At 68.0% G+C, this 23,062-nt stretch carries 15 protein-coding genes; 6 read left to right on the top strand and 9 right to left on the bottom strand.

What is annotated here, in order from left to right; genetic code table 11:
- The first annotated feature begins 189 nt into the window (after positions 1-189).
- From D5S18_RS35060 to D5S18_RS26885, 3 genes are read left to right on the top strand one after another with little or no spacing between them, the layout of a single operon-like run.
- Positions 190-366, top strand: coding sequence for a hypothetical protein (locus D5S18_RS35060; RefSeq protein ID WP_158607988.1), 177 nt, complete (start codon positions 190-192; stop codon positions 364-366).
- 27 nt (positions 367-393) lie between these two features.
- Complete coding sequence (locus D5S18_RS26890; protein WP_120043874.1) at positions 394-2,979, top strand: class III lanthionine synthetase LanKC N-terminal domain-containing protein; 2,586 nt, start codon at positions 394-396, stop codon at positions 2,977-2,979.
- A gap of 38 nt (positions 2,980-3,017) precedes the next feature.
- A complete protein-coding gene (locus tag D5S18_RS26885) occupies positions 3,018-4,304 on the top strand; it encodes a M20 metallopeptidase family protein (RefSeq protein ID WP_120043873.1) in 1,287 nt (428 codons plus the stop codon).
- A 5-nt stretch (positions 4,305-4,309) separates the two neighbouring features.
- Here D5S18_RS26885 and D5S18_RS26880 read toward each other — a convergent pair whose 3' ends face one another.
- A complete protein-coding gene (locus D5S18_RS26880; protein WP_239004021.1) occupies positions 4,310-6,565 on the bottom strand; it encodes a serine/threonine-protein kinase in 2,256 nt (751 codons plus the stop codon).
- Between the two features lie 331 nt (positions 6,566-6,896).
- Positions 6,897-7,472 carry a carboxymuconolactone decarboxylase family protein gene (locus D5S18_RS26875; protein ID WP_120043872.1) on the bottom strand — a complete coding sequence of 192 codons (576 nt, stop codon included), beginning with the start codon at positions 7,470-7,472 and terminating at the stop codon, positions 6,897-6,899.
- Between the two features lie 213 nt (positions 7,473-7,685).
- On the opposite strand from D5S18_RS26875, the gene D5S18_RS26870 reads away from it, so the two are divergent.
- Complete coding sequence (locus D5S18_RS26870) at positions 7,686-14,558, top strand: type I polyketide synthase (protein WP_158607987.1); 6,873 nt, start codon at positions 7,686-7,688, stop codon at positions 14,556-14,558.
- 177 nt (positions 14,559-14,735) lie between these two features.
- The gene (budC, locus tag D5S18_RS26865; RefSeq protein WP_203236930.1) at positions 14,736-15,506 is read left to right on the top strand and encodes a meso-2,3-butanediol dehydrogenase; all 771 of its coding nucleotides are present in this window, start codon (positions 14,736-14,738) and stop codon (positions 15,504-15,506) included.
- A 7-nt stretch (positions 15,507-15,513) separates the two neighbouring features.
- Here the strand turns inward: budC and D5S18_RS26860 are convergent, their stop codons facing one another.
- The 6 genes from D5S18_RS26860 to D5S18_RS26835 all read right to left on the bottom strand — a co-directional run bounded on the left by D5S18_RS26860 (position 15,514) and on the right by D5S18_RS26835 (position 21,839).
- Positions 15,514-16,692: an alpha-hydroxy-acid oxidizing protein gene (locus D5S18_RS26860; protein WP_120044088.1), complete on the bottom strand. Its 1,179-nt coding sequence runs from the start codon at positions 16,690-16,692 to the stop codon at positions 15,514-15,516.
- Positions 16,693-16,791: 99 nt separating this feature from the next.
- Positions 16,792-17,562 (bottom strand): ABC transporter permease, encoded by a 771-nt coding sequence (locus D5S18_RS26855; RefSeq protein ID WP_120043869.1) that lies wholly within the window; start codon positions 17,560-17,562, stop codon positions 16,792-16,794.
- Complete coding sequence (locus D5S18_RS26850; RefSeq protein ID WP_120043868.1) at positions 17,559-18,332, bottom strand: ABC transporter permease; 774 nt, start codon at positions 18,330-18,332, stop codon at positions 17,559-17,561. Before D5S18_RS26850 ends, D5S18_RS26855 begins: the two co-directional genes overlap by 4 nt.
- Positions 18,329-19,126, bottom strand: coding sequence for an ABC transporter ATP-binding protein (locus D5S18_RS26845; RefSeq protein ID WP_120043867.1), 798 nt, complete (start codon positions 19,124-19,126; stop codon positions 18,329-18,331). Before D5S18_RS26845 ends, D5S18_RS26850 begins: the two co-directional genes overlap by 4 nt.
- 7 nt (positions 19,127-19,133) lie before the next feature.
- On the bottom strand, positions 19,134-20,180 hold the full coding sequence (locus D5S18_RS26840) for an ABC transporter substrate-binding protein (RefSeq protein WP_120043866.1): 1,047 nt from the start codon (positions 20,178-20,180) through the stop codon (positions 19,134-19,136).
- A 48-nt stretch (positions 20,181-20,228) separates the two neighbouring features.
- Positions 20,229-21,839, bottom strand: coding sequence for an FAD-dependent oxidoreductase (locus D5S18_RS26835; RefSeq protein WP_203236929.1), 1,611 nt, complete (start codon positions 21,837-21,839; stop codon positions 20,229-20,231).
- A gap of 205 nt (positions 21,840-22,044) precedes the next feature.
- Between D5S18_RS26835 and D5S18_RS26830 the strand changes: the two genes are divergently transcribed.
- On the top strand, positions 22,045-22,332 hold the full coding sequence (locus tag D5S18_RS26830) for a carbohydrate-binding module family 14 protein (RefSeq protein ID WP_158607986.1): 288 nt from the start codon (positions 22,045-22,047) through the stop codon (positions 22,330-22,332).
- Positions 22,333-22,359: 27 nt separating this feature from the next.
- Here the strand turns inward: D5S18_RS26830 and D5S18_RS26825 are convergent, their stop codons facing one another.
- A complete protein-coding gene (locus D5S18_RS26825) occupies positions 22,360-22,977 on the bottom strand; it encodes a TetR/AcrR family transcriptional regulator (protein WP_147404197.1) in 618 nt (205 codons plus the stop codon).
- Positions 22,978-23,062 lie beyond the last annotated feature (85 nt).

Here is a 23,062-nt window from a genome sequence, read left to right as displayed (position 1 = left end):
CCGGTGGTGGGAATAGTTTCAATCGGGGGAAGTTATTGCGTTGTAACGTGTTGTACGTCACCCCCTAGTGGGGGGATATCGCTTCGGTTCGCCGAAGATTCCGAATCGCAGGTCCCCGGCGTTCTGGTTGTCGTGTCTTTTTCGGCAGCGTCGGGTGGTTGGGTGTGATTCGGTGAGTTAGGAGTTGTCATGGAAATCCTGATGGAAATGACCCCGCGCGCGGCGGGCGCTACGGCGGTGGAAACGGATATCGTCTTCGATATGCCAGATCCGCTGCACGATGTGGTGGCCTGTGCGGGTACCTGCCAATGCTGGGACGGCACCTACAGCTGTCCCAATACCGGCAGGTCGTACGTCGCGGAATAGCGTTGTCTCCGAAAGAGGCGGTGTTCATTGTCGAACTCTGAACGCGCCGATTTCGAGCACGCGGTGACGCGGGCGGCGATCGAGTACGGTCGCCGCCCGCGCACCTCGCCGATTTGGCTGTATGTCGACAATCCTGATGTGGCACTGCCCGATCACGGTTGGAAACTGCATATTTCGGCGCGGGCGACGGAATACGAGCGCATTACCGATATCGTGCTGCCCGTCCTGCTGGTGGCGGGCTGCAATTTCAAGATGGCGCGGTCGCCGCGGGTGCTGCGCGCGCTCAATGACGACGGTCCGCTGAGTTCGGCCTCCGTCGGCAAGGCGCTGACCATTTATCCCCGGCCGGATGAGGTTCGGGACCTGGGGCTACGCCTTTCCGCCCTGCTGCGTGGGGTGGCCGCGCCCAGGGTGCTGTCGGATCGCCGGGTCGCAGCGGATGCACCGGTCTACTACCGCTACGGCCCGTTCCGGCTGCGCGTCGTCGCGGCATCGAACGGCCAATTGGCCATGAATATGATCGGCCCTGGCGGTCAGGAATTCGACGGTCGCGCGGTCGCGAACTATCGGCAACCACCGTGGGCGGTCGATCCGTTCACCGACGCGGGTGCCATCACCACCGCCGCGGTCGAGATTCTGGGTGGGCGCTATCGCCCGCTGAACGGCCTGAAGGAGTCACCGCGCGGCAATGTGTATTTCGCCGAGGATATCGGCGAAGGCGGGCAGGTGATCGTCAAGCAGGCCCGCGCCTATGTCGCGGAATCGGCGGACGGTCAGGACACCCGGATTCGGGTCCGCAATGAACGGTATGTGCTGGAGCAACTCTCCGGCACCGCCGGTATCCCACGATTCATCGACCATTTCCGCCACGGGACCGATGAATATCTCGTCACCAGTTTCGATGGCAAATTCAATCTGGCCGAGGATGTCTCGCGCAACGGTCGGTATCGACCGGCCGGAAAATCCGGGGAACGCACCCTGGATCGGTTGGCCGGACGACTCGCGCGAATACTCGGCGACATCCACGGGCGCGGTTTCATTGTCGCCGACCTGTCGCCGAAGAATATTGTGATCCGGCAGCCGGACAGCGAACCGACCATTATCGATTTCGGGCTGTGCCATCACGGCGGCGTGGCCTTCCCCGGCGGTACGGCGGGCTACTCGCCGCAAGCCCAATTGGCCGGTGCGCCCGCCACTGTCGCGGGTGACCTGCACGCCCTCGGCATGACCCTGCTCTACGCGGCGACCAGCGCGCTCCCCGTGGTGCTGCGCGAGGATCCCGAGGCGACCAGGCAGCGCGCCCTGGCCACCATCGAGCGCATCTACGGCGACACCCCACCGCCCGTGATCCGCTGCGTCGCCGGGCTGCTCGATCCCGATCCGGAACGCGCGAAGGCGGCATTGAACGCGCTGAGTTCCGGTGCGCCCGAAGGGATCACCGCGACAACGGCAGCTGGGTATCGACCGCGGCACACCGATCCGGGTGCCGTCATCGATCGGCTCGTCGATCAGGTGCGCACCCGCGCGGACCTGATGCTGGACTCCGCCGATGGCCTGGTCGATCTGAACCTCTACCGGGGCACGGCCGGAATCGCCTGGGAATTGAGCCACCATCTCCCGCGCACCGCGGACACGGTGCGAAGGTTGGCCGAGCACGCGGCCTCGGGCACCCGCCGCGCGCGCCTGAGCCCCGGCCTGTTCGTCGGCTCGACCGGTGTGGAACTGCTGCTGCACCACCTGCGTGCCAAGGGACTGGAGGTATCTACCCTTCCCGCCGATCTGGTTGTCCCGGAAGAGGATTGGCAACCATTCGGCGACGATGTCATTGCCGGCGCGGCCGGTGTCGGACTCGGCCACCTCCTGCTGGCGCAGGCGCAACCGGCGCTGCGTATCCGCCATCTCGCCGTCGTGCGCCGCTGCACGGAACTGCTACTCGCCCACGAGGATGCCGATACCGGATATGAAGTGCAGGAACTGCCTGCCGCCGCAGGGCTGGATATCGGCACCGGGCTCGCCCACGGTCACGCGGGCGTCCTCACCTTCCTGCTGCGCACCACGGACTCCGATCATCCCGCCCTCCGCGCCCGAATTGCCACCCTCTACGACCAAACACGCTCGCTCATCACGAGATCCGGCGAGGTGACCGCCGTCCCGCTGTGTGTGTCGTGGTGTCGCGGACTCGCCGGAATCGGCGCGACCCTGCTGCGCATCGCCGCGACCACCTCCGACGCGGCGGCGCTGGAACTCGCCATCGAAGCGGGCGATACCTGCGCCGAGTGGATCCCGTACCTGTCGCACTGCGGGGCCTGCTGCGGTATCTCGGGCGTCGGCGACTTCATGATCGACCTCGCCGCCGCGACGGGCGCGGACCGCTTCGGCGCGGCGGCCCGGTCGGCGGCCGAACAACTGCTGCTGCGCGGTATCGCCGAGGATCTCGATCCCCATGACGAGACGTCGAATATCTCCTGGTCCTCGGGGCACGCGGGCGTCCTCGCCTTCCTGCGTCGGCTGCACACGGGCGACACCACCGGAACCCTCGGTCCGATCCCCCTGGAACGCGGCCCGCGAGTGGATCTCCTGCGAACAGGTGGCAACTCGGGCATAGTGAGCTGATCCCGACAACACGCACTACGTGACAGAGGGGAGCCCCGATGTCCGACACCGTGCACGAGCGAATCGACGTCGCAGCGGCCGCCGTCGAGTCGCAGGTCATTGACTGGCGGCACCACCTGCACGCGCATCCGGAGCTGTCCAACCGGGAATCCGAGACCGCCGCACTGATAGCCGATCATTTGCGGTCGCTGGGGTTGGACGAGGTGCGCACCGGTATCGCAGGCCACGGCGTGGTCGGTGTGTTGCGCGGCGGACTGCCAGGGGACCAGGTGGTCGCGCTGCGTGCCGATATCGACGCCCTGCCCGTCGTCGACGAGTGCGGCGCGCCGTTCGCCTCGAAGGTGGTGGACGAGTCGTATCCGGGTGGTCCGTTCCCGGTCTCGCACGCGTGCGGTCACGACTGTCATACCGCGATGCTGCTCGGCGCGGCGAGCGTACTGGCCGGGGTGCGCGAATCACTGCCGGGCACAGTGCTTTTCGTCTTCCAGCCGGCCGAGGAGGGGCCGCCGGTGCCGGAGAGGGGCGGCGCTCGGGAGATGCTGGCGGCCGGCGCGTGCGACGATCCGCGTCCGACCATGGCCTTCGGTTTCCACGTCACGCCCTACCCCAAGGGTGTCGTCGGCTATCGGGTCGGCAATCAGTTCGGGGCGTCCTGCCTGGTCAAGATCGTCATCACCGGTATGCAGGTGCACGGCTCCACCCCCTGGATGGGAATCGACACGATGCCCGCCGTCGGTGCGGTGCTGACCGGAATCGGTCAGCTGTACCGGCAGGTGAATGCTTTCAGCCCGGTCACCGTGTCCATCGGACATATCGAGGATGTCGGCCGATTCAATATCATCGGCCGGACCACCACCCTGTGGGGCACCATCCGGTGTGCCGTCGAATCCGATATGGCCGACATCCGCGAGAGGTTGGAAACCTTGGCCACGCACTGCTCGCAGGCCTACAACTGTTCGGCGACCGTCGACTATATGCAGGACGTGCCCGCCGTGCACAACACGAAGCCCTGGATCGATGCGAGCCTGCCGTCGCTGTGCCGGGTGGCGGGCGTGAACGGGGTGGTGGAGACCATCCCGACGCTCGGCTACGACGATGTCTCCGAATTCGTCAACCGCTACGGCGGGATCTATGTGACCCTCGGCGTCCAGGACACCGAACTGGCCGACGACGGCACACCGCGCCCGATCGAGGGCGGTCGCGGGATCGCCGTGAACCACAATCCGCGCTTCTACGCCGATGACGACACGCTGGTCACGGGTGTGCGCCTGCACTGCCACGTGGCCTACGACCATCTCACGGGCGTGCTCGTTCCGGAGGAATAGCCCCGCTACCGCGCCGTTATCGAGCGGCGCACCACGCGCCGCAGCGCGGCGATATCCTGCTCCAGCAGTCGATACAGCCAGTAGCAGAGCAGGAACCCGAGCGCGCCGCCGATACCGAGTATGCGCAGGGGCACCAGGATCTGACGCAGGTCCGCCACCGGGAGCAGGGTCGTGACGGCGAGACCGAGCAGGGGTATGGCCGCGGCGATGGCCAGGAATCCGGTGCTGCTGCGCTCGAGTTGATCGAGCCGTCGGTCGTCGGCGCGGTCGAGACCGCCCAGTGGGATGAAGATCGGATAGAGCGCGCGCACGATGTAGCAACTGATCAGGAAGTACGGATAGGCCAGCGCGATCCCCCCGCACACCAGGAAGGTGAGGAAGAAGTGCAGGTAGTACTGGGCGGGCACCGGACTGTGGGTGAGCACCAGGAAACTCGGGGCGATGAGGCCGCCGAGGATCCACAGGGCCAGGCAGATCAGCTCGCACCGCAGGGTGAAGCGCAGCAACCCGACCCGGTGTCGGGCGAGTTCGGCTGCGCTATAGGATTTTCCGCGCCAGATCCCATACGTGCCCGACCAGATCGGTAGGGCGAGGATGTTGATGGCGAGGAAGCCGATGGCGAACAGACCGAGATAGGTGCCCGTTGTCAATTCGGTGAAGCGGTGCTGGGTCCGGGTATCGAGCTTGTCGATGATGAGTCGCCGAACGTGGTTGTTGGAGTAGAGGATCGCCAGGATGTTGGGCACCGCGATGGCGAGGATGCCGATGGGGTGCATGAACAGCCGTGTCCAGCGTCGCCAACTGTGCGCGGGCGGGTCGACCAGATCGCGGGCGCGCTCGTCGAGGCAGACATCGAGTTGCTGGGCGAAGTCCGCGCCGCTGGACCAGCGTTGATCGGGCTCCGGCTCGAGCGCGCGCCCCAATGCGCGCCGCAATGCGGACGGACAGCCGGGTGGGAGATCGCGCGTGAGCAGCGCCTGCCCGCCGCCCCCGCGGGCTTTCAGCATGGTGTCCAGGGCGGCGCGGTCGCTACCCGCGACGGTGTCCTCGCCGAAGGGTTTGGCGCCGGTGAGCAGTTCCCAGAGGACGACGGCGAGTGCGTAGAGGTCGCTGCGGGTGTCGAGGTCGGTGGCTGTGGTGGGGAGTTCGGGGTGGATGACGGCGAGTTGTTCGGGTGACATGTAGGCCAGCGAGCCGCCGAAGTAGGCGACGGGGCTGTCGCCGGTGACGTTGCCGCTGAAGCTGATGTTGAAGTCGGCGAGTTTCGGGATTCCGTCGGCGGTGAGCAGTACGTTGGCGGGTTTGATGTCGCGGTGTAGGACGCCGCAGTGTCCGGCGTAGTCCAGAGCGACGGCGAGTCGGCGGCCGAGCCAGGCGACGGTTTCGGGCCAGGTGAGTGCGGCGATCTCGGTGCGGATCGGTGATTCGCTCGGTCGGATCTCACCCTTCTCGGCCAGTACCGAGTCGATGGCGTCGAGCAGGGTGGCGCCGCGGCGCTCGGTCGGATCGGTGTGGCGGACTTTGACGAGTATGTCGTGCAACGTGCCGCCGGGCAGGTATTCCATGTAGAGCAGTCGCAGTTGGCGTGGCAGTCTGCGCTGGTCGAAGACGCGCACGATGTAGTCGTGGTCGAGTTGGGCGAGGGTTTGGGGTTCGGTGCCTTTGTCGGCGGAGATTTTGACGGCGACGAGGCGTTGCATGGAGCGTTGGCGGGCGAGGAAGACGCGGGCGAACGCGCCGCGGCCGAGTCCGGTCATGAGGTCGAAGTCGTCGACGGTCTGACCCGGCTCCAGGTCGTCCAGGCGCGCGGGCGCGTCGGATTCCGTCGGCGTCGGGTGGTACTCCCCGGTGGCCAGCAGCTTCGAGAACTGTTCGGCCTGTTGCGGATACGCGGCGGTGTACTCGGCGGCCCGCACCTCGCTGCCCGCGCGCCGCCGCAGCCGGAATTCCTCGTAGATGAGGTCGGGCGGCAGCGGGAAGGAGGCGAGTTCGGGCAGTTCCGCCACATAGTCGGCCAGGCGTTTGGGTTGGATGCCGCGTCCCCACCGCTGCGCGAGATCGACCTTGATCAGTGCGATGAGCGCGGAGCGCCGCAGGCTGGGGGAGTCGGGCAGGAACTCCGAGAGCGTGGGTGGGTCACCTGCAGAATTCCAGGCATCGGTGAATTCGGTGACGGCCGCCGCGCCGCCGCCCTGCTCCCGCGCCGCGCCCATGTCGACCCGTGCCGTGGCGGATCGCTCGTGGTCGGACAGTGCGAACACGACCGTTCCGGCCTGTGGGTCCGGAGTGTGGCGACGATGCCATATCACCGCGTCGTCGTCGCGGGAGCTAGGCGAGATACTTTTTCGGTGCGCGGATTTCTCGCACCACTGTCACACTTCACTGTTCTCCTTCTCGGCAGGGCATCGGCGACCCGCGATCACTCGTCGGACGGTACGTATTTCGGGAGAACATCGACTGCTTCCGAACCGACGTCGCGGCGCATTTTCGTAGTCGTGTTCGGTGGCATCGCCGGGGCTGGGTATCTGTCGCGATGCCCTCCCGCCAATAGATAAATCTACTCCGTCGACTCGGCGATCACCCCGGTGAATTTCATCGGGTAGCCGGGTATTCTCCGACTCGGCGTGGGCGGTCGAAGAGATCGAGCGGGACGCGCAGGGCGGCCAGCGTCGCGGCCATCCCCTCGTACTGGTTGACGAGCAACACGATCTCGATGAGCAGTCGTTGGTCATACCATCGTGCCAGTCGTTCCCAGGTCTGGTCGGAGAGGTCACGGGTGCGCGCCAGTTCGTCGGTTGCGGTGAGCAGCGCGCGAATTCGCTCCGGCCACCCCTCGGCATCCGGTCCCGCCCGCACGCGATCCAGCACCGAGGGCGTGACACCGACGGCCGCGCCGATGCGGCTGTGCTGCGCCATCTCGTAGGCGCTCGCGCGCAGGTGCGCGATGCGCAGGATGACCAGTTCGGCCTCGTAGCGGGGAAGTCGCCCGAATGGCATCAGGCACAGCGAGTAGTGCAACCAACCCCGGAAGAGGCGGCCGGTTCGCCCCAATGTGCTGAATACGTGCACATCCGCGCAACCGAATCGACGCGACAGATATCGCCACAGCAGCCAGTTCACCGGACCGAGATCGCGGAATCGAGCCGGACCGAAACGCGCATTCGCCATCGGATGCCTCCCGTGTCGCGAAAATTAATATCCGGAAGTAAGGGTCGGCAGGTTCTTGTTTCCGTTCGGAATCGAGTCTGCCCGGTCCCGGAGTCGGCGGTATATTAATTTCGCACGGCGAGTCGATTCGGCTGATATCGCAATGACACGGGTGCTCATTCTGGCATATGTCCTGTATCAAATTCGACGATCTCCCCTACAGGTGGTATGGCAATGGAGACTTCACCGACCGCGGATCAGGATTCTCGGGCCATAGCGATCATCGGGATGGCAGGCCGGTTCGGACACCGCTCGAGCACCGGGGCGCTGTGGGATCTGCTGATCGCGGGCGGCGACGCGGTCGGCGACGCGCCACCGGACCGCGAGTGGCTGCACCAGTTGGAGGGCGACGGGCAGACCCCCGGCCGGATCCGCTCCAGCCGCGGCGGCTACCTGGGCGACCTGACCGCCTTCGACGCCCCGTTCTTCGGCATCTCCGCCCGCGAGGCGCACCGAATGGATCCGCAATTGCGGATGCTGCTCGAGGTGGGCCACGAATGCCTCGAGGACGCGGGCCTGGTTCCGCGCGCGACGGGTCCCGCGCCGATCGGCGTCTTCATCGGCAGCGCCTACAACGACTACTGGACCAGGCAGATCTGGGATCTCGAGGATGTCGACATCTACACCGAGACCGGCGGCACCCTCAGCTTCATGTCGGGCCGACTGTCCTACGCCTTCGACTTCTCCGGCCCCGCGCTGACGGTGGACGCGGCCTGCTCCTCGGCGCTGCTCAGCGTCTATCTGGCCGTGCAGAGCCTACGGGCGGGCGAGTGCGAAATGGCGCTGGCGGGCGGCAGCAACGTGCTGCTCTCGCCGTATCACACGGTGGCCTTCTCCGGGGGCGGCGCGCATTCTCCGGACGGGCGCTGCAAATTCGGTGACGCGGCCGCCGACGGCTACGGCCGCGGCGAGGCTGTTGGCCTGGTGATGTTGAAGCCGCTGCCGCAGGCCGTGGCCGATGGGGATCGCATCCGGGCCGTCATCCTCGGCGGCGCGTGCGGGCATGTCGGCTTCACCGGGCAGGGCATTCTCGCGCCGAGCGCCACCGCGCTGGAGCGCACCATGCGGCGCGCCTTCCGCGATGCGGGCATCGACCCCGCCGAGATCCGCTTCGTCGAGGCGCACGGCACCGGAACCCGCGCGGGCGACACCGCCGAATTGACGGCGCTGACGGGCGCGCTCGACCCGAGGCCGGAGACGGCGCAGCGCTGTCTGGTCAGCTCGGTCAAGGCCAACCTCGGGCACGCCGAGGCCGCCGCGGGCGTGGTCGGACTGGTGAAAAGCGTGCTGTGCCTGGAGAACCGGATGATGCCGCGCAGTCTGCACCAACACCGGCCGACGCCGAGCATCGACTGGGACACCGCGCCGATCGCGCTGGTTCCCCAAACCGTCGCCTTGGCCGCCGCCGACGAGCCGGTGCTCGCGGGTGTCAACTCGCTCGGCGCGTCCGGCACCGGCGTGCATTTGGTCCTGCGCACCGCGCCGCCGCGCGAGGAGCCTGCCGCGCCGACCGGCCGCGCCGAGATTCTGACCATCTCGGCGCGGTCCAAGGCCGCGCTGCGCGAACTCACCGAGGCGTATCGGCTGCGGCTCACCGAACCGGGTGTCGATATCGGACGGCTTTGCGCGGGCGCGGCGACCAAGCGCAGGCACTGGGAGCATCGGGCCGCCGTCGTCGCCGACACCGCGTCGGGCCTGTCGGAAGACCTGAGCGCCTACCTCGACGGCGCGCCGACCCGCGCGGTGCGGGCGAGCGCGGGCGCGGTGCACATCCGACCCAAGGTGGTCTTCGTCTTTCCCGGTCAGGGCGCGCAATCCGCAGGCGCCGGAAGGGAATTGCTCACCTGGTGCGAACCCTTCCGCGCCGCGCTCGACGAATGCGACGAGCCGCTGCGGACCCACCTGGGCTGGTCGCTGGTATCGGCGATCGAGAGCGGTGACGAAACCTGGCTCGAGCGCACCGGATTGGTGCAACCCGCGCTGTGGGCGCTGGCAGTGGCGCTCTCGCGCACCTGGCGCGCCTGGGGAGTCGAACCCGATACCGTGCTCGGGCAGAGTCAGGGCGAGATCGCGGCGGCGTGCGCCTCGGGCGCGCTGAGCATCGCCGAGGCGGGCGCGCTGATCTGCCGCCGCGCCGAACTGCTCACCAAATCCTGCCCGCCCGGCGTGATGGCGCGGCTGCCGCTCTCGGCCGAGGAGACGGCGGAATTCCTGCGGCAGAACGGGATCGACGCCTATATCGCCGTGGAGAGCAGCCCGAGTTCGGTGGTGGTCTCCGGCGAGCCTGCCGAACTGGACAAGCTCGAGCGGGCCTGCGTGGCGCGCGGCATCGACTGCCTGCGCATCCGCAACGACTACGCCGCGCACAGTCCGCTGGTGGAGCCCGCCCGCGAGTCGTTCCTGGCCGGACTGGCCGCGCCGACGCCGAAACCCGCTGTCGTGCCGATGTTCTCGACCGTGACAGTGGCCCCGCTGACCGGCGCCGAACTCGATACCGACTACTGGTGGCACAATGTCCGCGAACCGGTGCGCCTCGGCCCGGCCCTGGCCGCGCTCATGACGGCGGAACGCACCGTCTTCCTCCAGATGTCGCCGCACCCGTTGTTGACCACCTCCATCGAGGAAACGGCCGCCGCCGCCGGCGCGGCCGTGACCGCCCTGGCCTCGATGCGACGCGGCAAGCCCGAGCGCGCGGTGCTGTTCGACTCGCTGGGCGCGCTGTACGCGGCGGGCTGCGATATCGCCTGGGATCGGGTCTACGACGATGTCACCGCGAGCACGGAACTGCCGCACCATCCGTGGCAACGCAAACGATACTGGCATCAGTCGCCGAATTGTCCGTGGCCCGAACCGGATCCGACGACACCCGCGCGGGAGGCAGCGGTGGCCGAGCAGCGCGAGTACCGGCACTCGTTCGGTCCCGCCGCGGACTACGTCACCGATCACCGGGTCGCCGGGGAGTCGGTCGTGGCGGGCACGGGATATATCGCCGCGGCGCTGGGTGCGGCGCGCGAGATCATCGGCTCCGAACGATTCTCGCTGCGCGACATCCGTTTCGACCGCATGATGCCGATCGCGGGCGAACCGCACCTGCGGGTCGTCGCCGAACCCAAGGCCGCGGCGGGCAATGGACAGATCTGGGCATTGAGTATCGGCCGCGAAGGCGACGATCGCGGCTACGCGCGCGCCGTCGTCTCCGGGCAGCCGTCCGCGCCGGGACCCGATGCGGACGCGCAGGCGCGCGCCCGATGCACCGAATGGCATGCGGGCGAGGAGTTCTATCGCGCGCTCGCCGCCCGCGGCAACGAATGGTTCGGCGCCTTCCGACGCCTCGCCGAATTCCGGCGCGGGACAGCGGAAACCATTGCTTTCGTGCGTGGCATGGGCGCGGACGCCGGATGGCATCCGGCGCTGCTGGACGCCTGCCTGCAGACCGCTTTGATTCCGGCGATGGATCTGCCGGAGCAGCGCGGTGTGGTGTTGGCCGGTATCGATCGGCTGGCGCTGTACCGTCCGGCGGGCGAGGGAAGGTTGGAGTGCTACATCAGGCAGCGCGAGGCCGATGCCGATCTGCTCGCGGCCGATATCACCGTGCTCGACGCGCGCGGTGTCGTGCTCGCCGAATTCGATGGTGTGCGCGCGGTTCCGATACCGCAGGATCAGGACCTCGCGAGCGAGGCCGGGCGGCAAGCTGTTTCGACCATGCCCGGCTCGGAGGCGGGGGCGACCACGTCAGGATTGGCCCCCGGATTGATCATGCCCATGTCCGCCGCGTTCGGACCGATGCCGACCGGTGCACCCACGAGCGGACTGCTGCAGCACGGTCCAGTGTGGACCGTGCCGTCCGACGGCGTCACGATCTCGGCCGCCTCGCCGTATATCGAGTCGTCCCCGACGCCCGATAGCGCCCTCGCCGCGCATACGGTGGTGTGGCGCGAGATCCAACTGCCCGCACCCGACCGCGCCGGTGGCACGGTCCTGCTGATGCGTGGCGCGACCGCACTGGACGACCAGTTGGCGGCGCGGCTGCTGAGCGCCGGATATGCCGTGGAGACGGCCGATCCGGCGAGTATGCCCGCACAGGCGCCGCGCGCGATCATGGTGCTCGCCGCGCTGTCCGCGCACACCGACCCCGACGCATCGGCCCGCGAGATCCAGTGGATCGCCACCGATCTGTGCACCCGCTTCGCCGACCTCGCCCGACATAGCGATGCCACCGCGCTCTACGTGGTGACGCGCGGTGCGTGCGCGGCGCGACCCGAGGACACCTGCCCCGCACCGTGGCAGGCCGCGCTGTGGGGAATGGCCCCGGTCGCCAGTCGCGAGGAGGGGCGCCGGGTGGTGCTCGTCGACCTCGATCCGGACTCCGACGATCCCGCCGCCGAAGCGAATCACCTCACCGCCGTACTGCGTTCGGCCGCGGCCGAGGACCGGCTCGCGCTGCGCGGCGGGCAGTGGTTGGCGCCGCGACTGATCCGGCAACCCGAATCCGCGCCGGGGGAACCCGCCGCCGCGAGGTCCGGAGCCGTTCGACTGCGCACCGATCACGGTATCGATCGCCTCGAGTGGACCGCGAGTACGCGCGAGGCGCCCGCTCAGGGGCAGATCGAGATCGCCGTCAGCCACACCGGCATCAACTTCCACGACATCCTCGCCCTCACCGGACTCGACCCCGACACCCGAGTGGGCTGGGAGTGCGCGGGCACCGTCGCGGCGCTCGGTCCCGGCGCGGAACGGTTCGCCGTCGGCGACCGGGTGCTGGCGATGGCGCCGGGACTGATGGGTTCGCACGTGGTCGTCGATCAGAATCTGGCCGTGCCCATGCCGCACGGGATGGAGCCCGCCGCCGGGGCGGCGCTGCCCATCGCCTACGCGACCGCGTACTACGCGCTGGTCGAACTGGGTCAACTGCGGGCGGGCGAGCGGGTGCTGATCCATTCCGCCACCGGCGGACTCGGGATGGCCGCCATCGCCATCGCCCGCTGGATCGGCGCCACCATCTACGCGACCGCCGGTAGCGAGGCCAAGCGAAACATGTTGCGGCAGTGGGGAATCGAACACGTCGCCGACTCGCGCACCCTGGACTTCGCCGATCGGTTCCGCGCACCGGGCACCGATGGGCGCGGCGGCATCGACGTCATCCTCAACACCCTGGCGGGCGACGCCCTCGACGCCAATTTCGCCCTGCTCAATCCGCACGGCCGCTTCGTGGACGTCACCATCATGGATGTGGACAGCGGACGTCCGCTGCCGATGAACCTGCTCGCGCGCGGCCGCAGCTACCACCATGTCCAACTCATCGCGATGGCCGCCGATCTGCCCGCCAGGGTCGGGGCGCTGCTGTCCACCGTCACCGACCTCATCGCCCAGGGCAAGCTGACCCCGCTGCCGTATCGGGTCTTCCCGCCCGAGGATGCCGCCGACGCGTTCGCGCTCATGCGACACGGCGGACACACCGGCAAACTCGTGCTGGAGGTGCCGCGCGCGGGCGCGGCCGTGACCGCGCTGCGCCCGGATGCCACCTACTTGGTCACGGGCGGGCTCAGCGGTGTCGGCGCACTGGCCTCGGAATGGTTGATCGAGCGCGGGGCGCGCCACCTGATGGTGCTCGGCCGCAGCGAGGTCGACCCGGAGCGCGGCTCCGACGACCGCGCCGCCTGCCTGCGGCGGCTGCGTTCGGCCGCCATCGTCGAGTACGCGGCGGTCGATGTCGCCGACGAGGCCGCGCTCGCCGCCGTGCGCGCCGGACTGGCCCGGCGCGGTAGGCCCGCCGTCGCGGGCATCATTCATGCCGCGGCGGTGCTGAATCCGGCCTCGGTCGCCGATCTCGACGCGGCCGATATCGATCGGGAGCTGCGGCCGAAGGTCGCGGGCAGTTGGGCGCTGAGCCGCCAATTCGGCGGCGACCGGCTGGATTTCTTCCTCATGTTCTCCTCCGTCACCGCGTCGCTGAGCGGAACCTGCCTCGGCTATCAGCTCGGCGGGTACACGGCGGGCAATGCCTTCATCGACGCCTTCGCCGTCAACGAGCGCGCCGGAGGCCGCAGCGCCACCGCCGTCATCTGGGGCTACTGGACCGAAACAGGTCTGGCCGCAAGACTTTCCGAACAGCGCGACAGCGACGTGCGCCCCACCGGCATGCTCGCCATCCGCTCCGCCGCCGCCCCGGCCCTGTTCGACCGGATGCTGCGCGCGCCGGGTCCGACCGTCATCCTCGCTCCGGCCGATTGGTCCGCCTTCGCCGCCGCCTACCCCACCGACGCCGCCACACCCCTGCTGCGCGAGATCATGCAGCAGGAGCAGGTCGCCGCCGAGGCTCGCCCGCCGGCGCCGCCCGCACCCGAACCCGCCGCGCCCGCCATCGCCCCGGATGAACTGGCCGACTACCTCGTCGTCCAAATCGCCAGTGTCCTCGGGGTTTCCGAGGACGAGGTGGATTCGAGTCAACCCGTGGATCGTCTCGGCCTGGATTCCCTCATGGCGGCCGATGTTCGTAATCGGTTGCGCCGCGACCACGATCGCTATCTGACCATCTCCGAACTGCTGACCGCCCCGAGTCTGCGCGAGCTGGCGCGCACCCTCGCCGCCGCCGCGGACGCGAGCAGTCCGGCGCCGCAGCCGAGTTCGCCGCCGGCGCCTGCCACGCCCGTGGGGACGACGGCAGCGCCGGATACGGAGACGAAGCCGGTGACCGAGTCGACCAGGGCGGGCACGTCGATTCCTATCGTCACCGCCGCGCCCGCTTCGACATCGACCGAATCGGGCACCGCCACACCAGCGACACCGGCAGGCACCGTATCCGCAGCCGAACTCACCGACTACCTCGCCACCCAAATCGCCGCCGTGCTGGGCATATCCGAGGACGAGGTGGACCGGGGCCAACCCATGGACCGTCTCGGCCTGGACTCCCTCATGGCGGCCGATGTTCGTAATCGGTTGCGCCGCGACCACGATCGCTACCTGACCATCTCCGAACTGCTGACCGCCCCGAGTCTGCGCGAGCTCGCTCGCACCCTGGCGGAATCGCCGGCAGGCGCACCACAGTAGGCGCTGGTCGTCGGCCTCGGATTCGTGAAAGCGCTGGTGTCGCGGCCGACGGCGACCGGGAAATAGCGCGAGGGTCCGCTGAGCGAGAGCTGTTCCGCGCGAAGCCCATTCGATGGCTAGGATCGCGGACGCCGGCGAAGTCGTTGGTGCACAAACAGCTGCGTGAGAGGAGTCGGCGTGAGTCGACGATTCGCGAACAAGGTCGTCCTGGTCACCGGGGGAGGTTCCGGGATCGGCGCGGCCACCGCGCACCGCTTCGCGGGCGAGGGGGCGACGGTGGTCGTTGTCGGACGGACCGAGGGCAAGTTGAAGCAGACCGCGGCCGAAGCGGCCGACGGAGCCACCATCGTGGCGCGCACCGCCGATGTCGCCGATCAATCCTCGGTCGCCGCGCTGATCGATGCGGTGGCAGGAGAATTCGGTCGGATCGATGTGCTGGTCAACAACGCGGCCATCGGTCTGGGCGGCACCGTCGAGCAGATCGACCCGGCGGATTGGCGGCGCACCTTCGCCATCGATGTCGACGGCGTCTTCCATGCCTCGCGCGCCGCGCTGCCGTGGCTGCGGGAGGTCGGCGGGTGCATCGTGAATGTCGGGTCGCTGTCCGGGTTGGGCGGCAACTGGGGTTTGGCCGCCTACAACGCCGCCAAAGGGGCGTTGGTCAATCTGACCAACGCGATGGCGCTCGATCATGCCGCCGAGGGGGTTCGGGTCAACGCGGTGCATCCGAGTCTGACCCGAACCCCGCTCGCCGGGCCGATACTCGACAGCGAGCCCGCCGTGTCGGCGTTCACACAGCGAATTCCCATGCGGCGCATCGCCGAACCGGAGGAGGTGGCGGCGGTGATCGCATTTCTCGCGAGTCCGGACGCGGGTTACCTGACCGGAGTGCACATTCCGGTGGACGGTGGGCTCACCGCCTCCAATGGGCAACCCCGCATGTTCTGAGCGTTGGTCACAACCGTCGGAGCGCTCCGGGGACGCGGAGGGAATCGAGGGTCGGGTAGCCGTCCACGGCCATGATGAGGTCGGTTTCGGCCAGCAGGGAACGCAGGACGTGGACGATGCCGTCGGTGCCGCCGATGGCCAGGCCGTAGGTGTAGGGGCGGCCGACGCCGACAGCGGTCGCGCCGAGCGCCAGCGCTTTGATGATGTCGGCGCCGGAGCGGATGCCGGAGTCGAACAGAACGGGGAGGTCGCCTGCGGCCTCGACCACACCGGGCAGTGCTTCAAGGGCGGGCAGGCCGCCATTGGCTTGGCGGCCACCGTGGGTGGAGCAGTAGATGCCGTCCACGCCACCGTCTTTGGCGCGGCGGACATCGTCCGGGTGGCACAGTCCTTTGAGGATCAGCGGCAGGTCCGTGAGCGAACGCAGCCAGGGCAGGTCGTCCCAGGTGAGGGGATTGCCGAAGAGTTGGATCCATTCGAGGATGGCGGCGCGCGGATCCTCCTGCGGGGTTTTGGCGAGACGGGCGCGGAAGACCGGATCGGAGGTGTAGTTGGCCAGGGCGTGGCCGCGCAACTGCGGGAAGTTGCTTGTCGCGAGGTCGCGGGGACGCCAACCCGGAATCCAGGTGTCGAGGGTGACGACGATGCCTTTGTATCCGGCGGCCTCGGCGCGCCGCACCAGACTTTCGGCCAGCGCGCGGTCGGTCGGGGTGTAGAGCTGGAAAAATCCGGGGGTGTCACCGAATTCGGCGGCCACCTGTTCCATCGGGTCGTTGGTGAGGGTGGAGGCGATCATCGGAACGCCGCTCTTGGCGGCGGCGCGGGCGGTGGCCAGGTCGCCGTGACCGTCCTGCGCGCAGATGCCGAGCACACCGACGGGAGCCATGAACAGCGGCGAGGGCAGGCGCTGTCCGAACAGGTCGACGGACAGATCGCGGTGCTTGGCGCCGACCAGCATCCGAGGTATCAGCCCCCAGCGCTCGAAGGCCGTCACATTGGCCCGCTGGGTGGTCTCCTCGCCCGCGCCGCCCGCCACGTAGGACAGCACCGAGGGCGGCAATGCCGCCCTCGCCCGCGCTTCCAGTTCGGCGTAGTCCATCGGCAGGGTGGGTTGCACGCCGAGGAGTCCACCGAAGTAGATCTCGTTCTGGTAATCCGCGTACTGTCCCTGGGATTTCGCGTCCATGTGAATCATCGCCCTTTCGGTCACCGGGTCGTGCCCCATTCTGAAGGGTGCCGCCTACCTGACCGTCGACCGGGTGCCCGCCCCGTGTCGTACACCTGATCAACGGGACGCTTCCCAAACCAGCAATCGCCGTTCGAGCACCAGCAACAGACCGTTGAGCAGATAACCCAGTATGCCGAGCAGTGCGATCGCCGCCCACAGACTCGGCAGATCGAACGAGGTGGACGCGTCATTGAGCTGATAGCCGATCCCGTCGGTGGCGCCGACGAGTTCGGAGATCACCATCATGATCAGCGCGATGGACATCCCGATGCGCAGACCGGCGAAGATCTTCGGCAGCGAGGCCGGAATGACCAACGCGGTCAACCGTTCTCGCCGGGAGAGCCGAAAAACCCGCGCGGTCTGGACCTGGACCGGATCCACCGCTGCGGCCCCGGCGGCGGTGTTGATCAGCACCGGCCACACCGAGCCGAATGCGATGGCCGCCACCTCCATTTGGGTGCCGATGCGGAACAGGACCAGGAATACGGGCACCAGCGCCACCACCGGCAGTGCCCGACAGAACCGCAGGATCGGCTCGAGATACCCGGCCGCGACGGGGGAGCGGCCCACCGCGATGCCCGCCGCGATCCCGACGACGGCGGCCAACCCGAAGCCGAGGCCGATCCGCAGCAGACTCGGCACGATATTGCCGAGCGCGCCGGAGGTGAGGAACAGGTGGGAAACCGGTCCGGAGAACCACATTCGGTACATGCGCGCCGCGATCCGGTCGGGCGGCGGGAAGAACGGGCTGCGCGCCGCGAGCGCCCATACCTGCCACACTCCGAGACCGGCCACCAGAACCACCCACCGCCACAGCGCCGCTCTCATTCGACGGCTCCGGCATAGGCGCTGTGCCAGTGGAAGATTCGGCGCTCCGCCGCCACGGCGAGGATATCGAGCACCACACCGAGAATCCCCGCCCACAGCGTGGCGGCCAAGACCAACGCGGTATTGCCCGCACCGGAATCGGCGTCGGCGATGAACGCGCCCAGACCGGAACCGTTCATTCGGCCCGCCACAATGCCGGTGCCGACGGCGAGGATGATCGCGATCGATGAGGCGAGTCGAATTCCGGTGGCGATGAACGGCGCCGCGCTGGGCAGCGAGACCCGCAGCAGCACGCTCGCGGGCGAGAATCCGAAGGAACGCAGCGTCTGCTTGGCCAGCGGATCCACGCTGTCGAGTCCGTAGATCGTGTTGAACAGCACCGGCCAGACCGCGCCGTAGACGATCAGCGCGACCGTCATCGGCAATCCGGACCCGATGACCAACCCGGCCAACGGAATCAGCGCCACCGACGGAATCGGCCGCAGCAGTTCCACGATCGCGCGGGTGGCCGTCCGCACCACGGGCAGACTGCCGAGGACCAGCCCGACGGGCACCGCGACCAGCACCGCGAGGAAAGTCCCGATGGCCCAGGCCCTTACGGTAGCGACGAGATCGGCGCGGAATCCCGCGTCGCCCAGCAGTCGAAACGCCCTGTCCAGCACGGTCGATGCCGGTGGTAGGTGCACTGTTCCGGTGCGGGCGAGGACTTCCGCGAGGACGAGCAGCACCACCACGCCGGTCGCGCCGCGCCGCAGGCCCACCATGCTCATCGGCGCTCATCCGTCGCGGTGCGGGCGATTTCGGCTGGGCGGCCGCGAATCAAACGCCCCACCTCGGCGCGCAGCCGAACGAATTCGGGCAGTTCTCGGGTGCCGATCTGGTCCCGTTCGCGGGGCAGGTCGACGGGCAGGTCCGCGATCACCCGGCCCGGTGCGCGACTGAGCACCAGCACCCGATCGCCCACGTAGACGCTCTCGTCGATATCGTGGGTGACCAGCACGATGGTGATCGCGCGCTCCGCGCGCACCCGCAGCAGCAGATCCTCCAGATCCTCCCTGGTCTGCGCGTCCACCGAGCCGAAGGGCTCATCCATCAGCAGCAGCCGCGGCTCGTAGGCCAGGGCGCGCGCGATGGCGACCCGCTGCTGCATACCCCCCGAGAGCTGCCAGGGATAGCGCCGCGCCGCCTCCGCGAGCCCCACCGCGTCGAGCGCGGCCTGCGCCGCCTCCCGACGGCTGCGGCGGCCATGCACGCTGCGGCGCAAGGGAAGTGCGACATTATCCCGCACGTCGAGCCATGGAAACAGGGAGCGGCTGTAGTCCTGGAAGACGATCGCCAGCCCTTCGGGCACCTGCGTGACGAGGGTGCCGTCCACGGTGATCCGCCCGCCATCGGGACGCGTCAGCCCGCAGACGCAGCGCAGCAGCGTCGACTTCCCGCATCCGGACGGCCCGACCACACTCGCCAACTCGCCGCGCGCCACCGTCAGGCTCAGGCCCGAGAGTGCCTGATGGGACTTGCCTTTCGCCCCGTAGGCGTGGGTCAGTTCGCTTACCTCGAGCATGCGGCTCCTACGGGTGGTAGATGAGGGGGCGCACATCCAGGGGCGCGTCGAGCATGCCGCCCTGCTTCATCAGATCCGCGACGCGCTGCAACTGCTCGGCGTCGGTGCCGACCGGATAGCCGCCGAGCCGAATGCGCTGGGCGTCCTGCGCGCCGATGGCGGTGTAGGTGGGAATGATCCGCTCCACGGCGGCACGATTGTCGGTGGCCACCTGTTGGGCGCGGGCCATGGCGCGCTGGAAGGCCCGCGCGGCCAGCGGATTCTTGCCGACCCAGTCCCGCGTCGCGAAATACCCGGAGAGCGGGAATTTCTCGGTGGGGCCGGTGCACAGGGACATCACCTGGACCGCGCCGCTGTGCTGCGCGCCGCTGAGGAACGGCTCGACCACGCTGATCGCGTCGACCTGGTGCGCGCTGAGCGCGCGATCCATCTCGGCGAAAGGGATCTGCACGTAGTGGATGCCGCCGGTATCGATCCCGGACGATTTCAAGAGCGTGTCACCGAGCAGGGTCTGCACATTGTTGACGAGATTGACCGCGATCTTCTTGCCCGCCAGATCCGCAGGCGTGCGCACACCCGAATCCGGCAGCGTCAGAACGCCGAACGCGTCGGACGCGCAGGTGGAGGCGGCGGCGAGAACCTGAACGTCGAAGGCGCCGCGGGCGTTTCCCTGAAAATAGGAGACATAGTTGCCGCCGCTGATGATATCGATATCACCGTGCAGCAGGCTGGGCAGCGCCTGGGTGCTCTGGGCGACGATCTTGGTGCTCACCGTCAGGCCCTCCTGTTTGAAGAACCCCTCCTGCACCGCGATGAACAGGGGCGCGTCGTCCAGGATCGGTAGCGCGCCGATGGTGAGGTGCGTTTTCGGCCCGCTCTGCTCGGTAGCGCCGCCGCACGCGGTGAGCAGCAGTGCGCAGGCGAAGGCGAGGGCCGCCAGCGCTCGACTCCGAAACCAGAACGTCCTCATGACCTCACCCCGGTCGACTCGTCGCGACACTCGCTCGACCAGCATCTCATTGCGGGCCTGATCCGGCACCGAAATGCGCGACACCTAATACCTTGTGCACCAAGGAGTTCCGGGACGGGGCAGAATCCGCGACTATCGCGCCAGAATCGCGGTGAGAACTTCGATCAGGACATCGGTGGGATGCTCGGGTGTCTCGGGGCTGCGCCAGGCGATGACACCGTCGGGGCGGATCAGGGTCGCACCGGAGGGGCCGATGCCGTATCGGCGGAGGAAGTCGCCGTCGATATCGGTCAGTTGATCGCCGATCGGATGAGTGGGAAGCATGATCCGAAGACGCTCGGCGGCCTGCGCTGCCGCATCGGTCCAGAGGTGGCCGTCCGGACCGGTGAGCAGTGCGAAGGTATCGCCGAAAAGGTCTACGGTGGAGAAGGTCTCATCGTCGCGCCGGAGTCGGATGTGGGGTGCGCGGAAACCGGGGCGGCCGGTGGGGTTGTAGGGATCTTCGCTGTCGGCGGGATCCGCGGCGAGTATCGCCGAGGAGCGGTAGCGAAAACCGAGAACCAGCTCCGTCAGGCGCCTGCGGTCGGTGGCGGAGGAATCCTCGGTGACCGTCGTGCTCGCCTCGGCGACAACGGACGGATCGGCGAGAGCCGGGGTGCGCGCCGACAGCAGGCGCAGCGCCTCGGTAATGACACGGTCGGCGATGGGACGCCGTTCGGCGTCATAGGTATCGAGCAGGCCAGGACCCGCGGTTGTTTTCAGAACCGCGGCGAGCTTCCAGGACAGGTCGTAGGCGTCGCCGATGGCGGTATTGCCGCCGAGACCTCCACTGGGCGGGGTGACCTTCGCCGCGTCACCCGCGAGGAGGATCCGGCCGTCGCGAAAGCGGTCGGCAACCGCGGCCGCGGTCTCCCACGGTTGGATCAACTGGATTCGCGGTTGCAGCACAGGGGATTCGGTGACCAGGCGAATCAGCTCGACACAGCGTTCCGGAGTGAAGCTCTCGAGTGACTGCCCGGCGGCGGGGTCGTAGCCGACGCTCAGCAGGTGGCGATCGATCGCATGGTCGAGAGTGATGAAAATGCCGGGGGCATAGTCATTGTGGAGCACCGTGAGCCCGAATGGATGCGCGGCGAGCGCCTCTCGCAAATCGGCGTCGAAGATAATGCTCACATTGTGGGCCAGGCCGCCGGGGCCGTGCCGGTCGATGCCCAGCGCCGAGCGGATACCGCTGCGATTGCCGTCGGCGGCAACGAGATAGGCGGCCCGAACCGTCGTGGTATCGGCTCCCCAACGCAGTACGGCGGTGACGCCGTCCGAGTCCTGATCGAAGGACACCAGTTCGGTATCGAAACACAGTTCCGCACCGTACTTCTCGGCGTGCGCGCGCAGCACGGGCTCCAACTTCTCCTGTCCCAGGGTTCCGATGAGAGCGGGGGACAGTGAATCCACGCGCGGATCAACGGCTTCGGGAAGGATCTCGCGGAGGGTCGGGCCGGTCGCGGTGGCCGCGACCCGGACCGGGAACGCGGTCTGCGAGGGACGCACGCCGGGCACATCGTCGGCGATCCCGGCGAAGCCGAGCAATTCCATGGTCCGCTGATTCTGGCCGACCGCCCTGGGCAGTAGCGAAGTCCCCGAGCGCCGCTCGACCAGCAGCACCTCGACTCCGCGCCGCGCCAGAAATGCCGCACTCGCCAGCCCGGCCAGTCCGGCGCCCACCACCAGTACGCGTTCCCCCACGATGACACCTTCCCTGAATCGGCGACTCTTCCCACTGTACAACTCGTATTAGCCTGCGATTCAGGCGATTACGAATCCGCAGGGGTGGATCAACGCCGGTCGAACGGTGCGACAACGATCCGAATCGACTCCGCGGAGCCGACCTCGGGATCACCTGCCACATGCGATGATGCGGAGGCTGCACCAACAATCGAAGGAGACGATCGTGGAATTCGTGCGTGTCCTCGCTCTGCCCGTCGCCGCACTGCTTGCCGGTTCCGGGATGTTGTTCGCCGCCGCGTCACCCGCTCGTGCCGAAGTGCGCGAGATCGCGGCCTATGCCTGCCCGAAACCGGATGGGAACTTCGGATATCCGGCGGACCAAACCAAATATATCCAGTGCAAGAATAATGTCGGGACTCTGCAGTCGTGTCCGCAGGGGTTGGTGTGGAATCGCAACGCCGGCTACTGCGACTGGCCTGCCAACGCGGGCGGGGTGGCACGTCGGGAGTGATCGGCGCGGACCCGCCCGCTGAATCGCTCAGCGGGCGGGCCGGATTCCGTCGAGGATCACTTCGAGCTTGCGGATCAGCGCGTCGGCGAGGTCGAAGGGCGGGTCTTGGCGCAGCCAGCGGCCCAGTGTGCACAGGTAGCTGTCGAAAACGACCTCGGCCACCAGGTCCGGATCGATATCGGGAGCGAAATCGCCGTGGCGGATGCCGTGCCGGATGCTCGCGGCGAAGGCGTCGGGGGCGGTCTCGGCGAGCGCGAAGCCTGCTCCGGAGGCGAATATCTTGGCCAGCAAGGAACCGACCTCACGGTCCGTGCGATTGAATTCGGCCAGGACACGCAGGTAGGCGGTGAGTTGGTCGGGTGCCGAGATCTGTTGGAATGCGCTCTGGGACAGTAGGTCTCGCAGGTTCGCGCGCCGCTGCTCGGTCCACGCGCGCAGAAAGTCCTCTTTGCGGGGGAAGTGGTTGAACGCGGTCTGGCGCGCGACATCGGCGCGCTGGGCGATCTCGTCGTAGGTGGTGGCCTCGTAGCCGCGCCGGACGAACAGTTCCTGCGCGGCCGTCATCAGGCGCTGTCGGGTCTGCTGTTTGCGGCGTTCGAGCCTGCCGGGGGCGGCCGGGCCATCCGGCGTGGTTGTCGCGCTCACCTGCCGAACATTACCGGTCACCGGGTTGCCCTTTCCGAGGTGAGTGTACTTCAATCTAATTGTGTACTGTAGTCCAGTACTGGAG

Source organism: Nocardia panacis (genome assembly GCF_003598715.1).
Taxonomy (GTDB): domain Bacteria; phylum Actinomycetota; class Actinomycetes; order Mycobacteriales; family Mycobacteriaceae; genus Nocardia; species Nocardia panacis.
The sequence above is the reverse complement of the archived record's forward strand: the minus strand, read 5'-3'. Positions and strand labels throughout refer to the sequence as shown.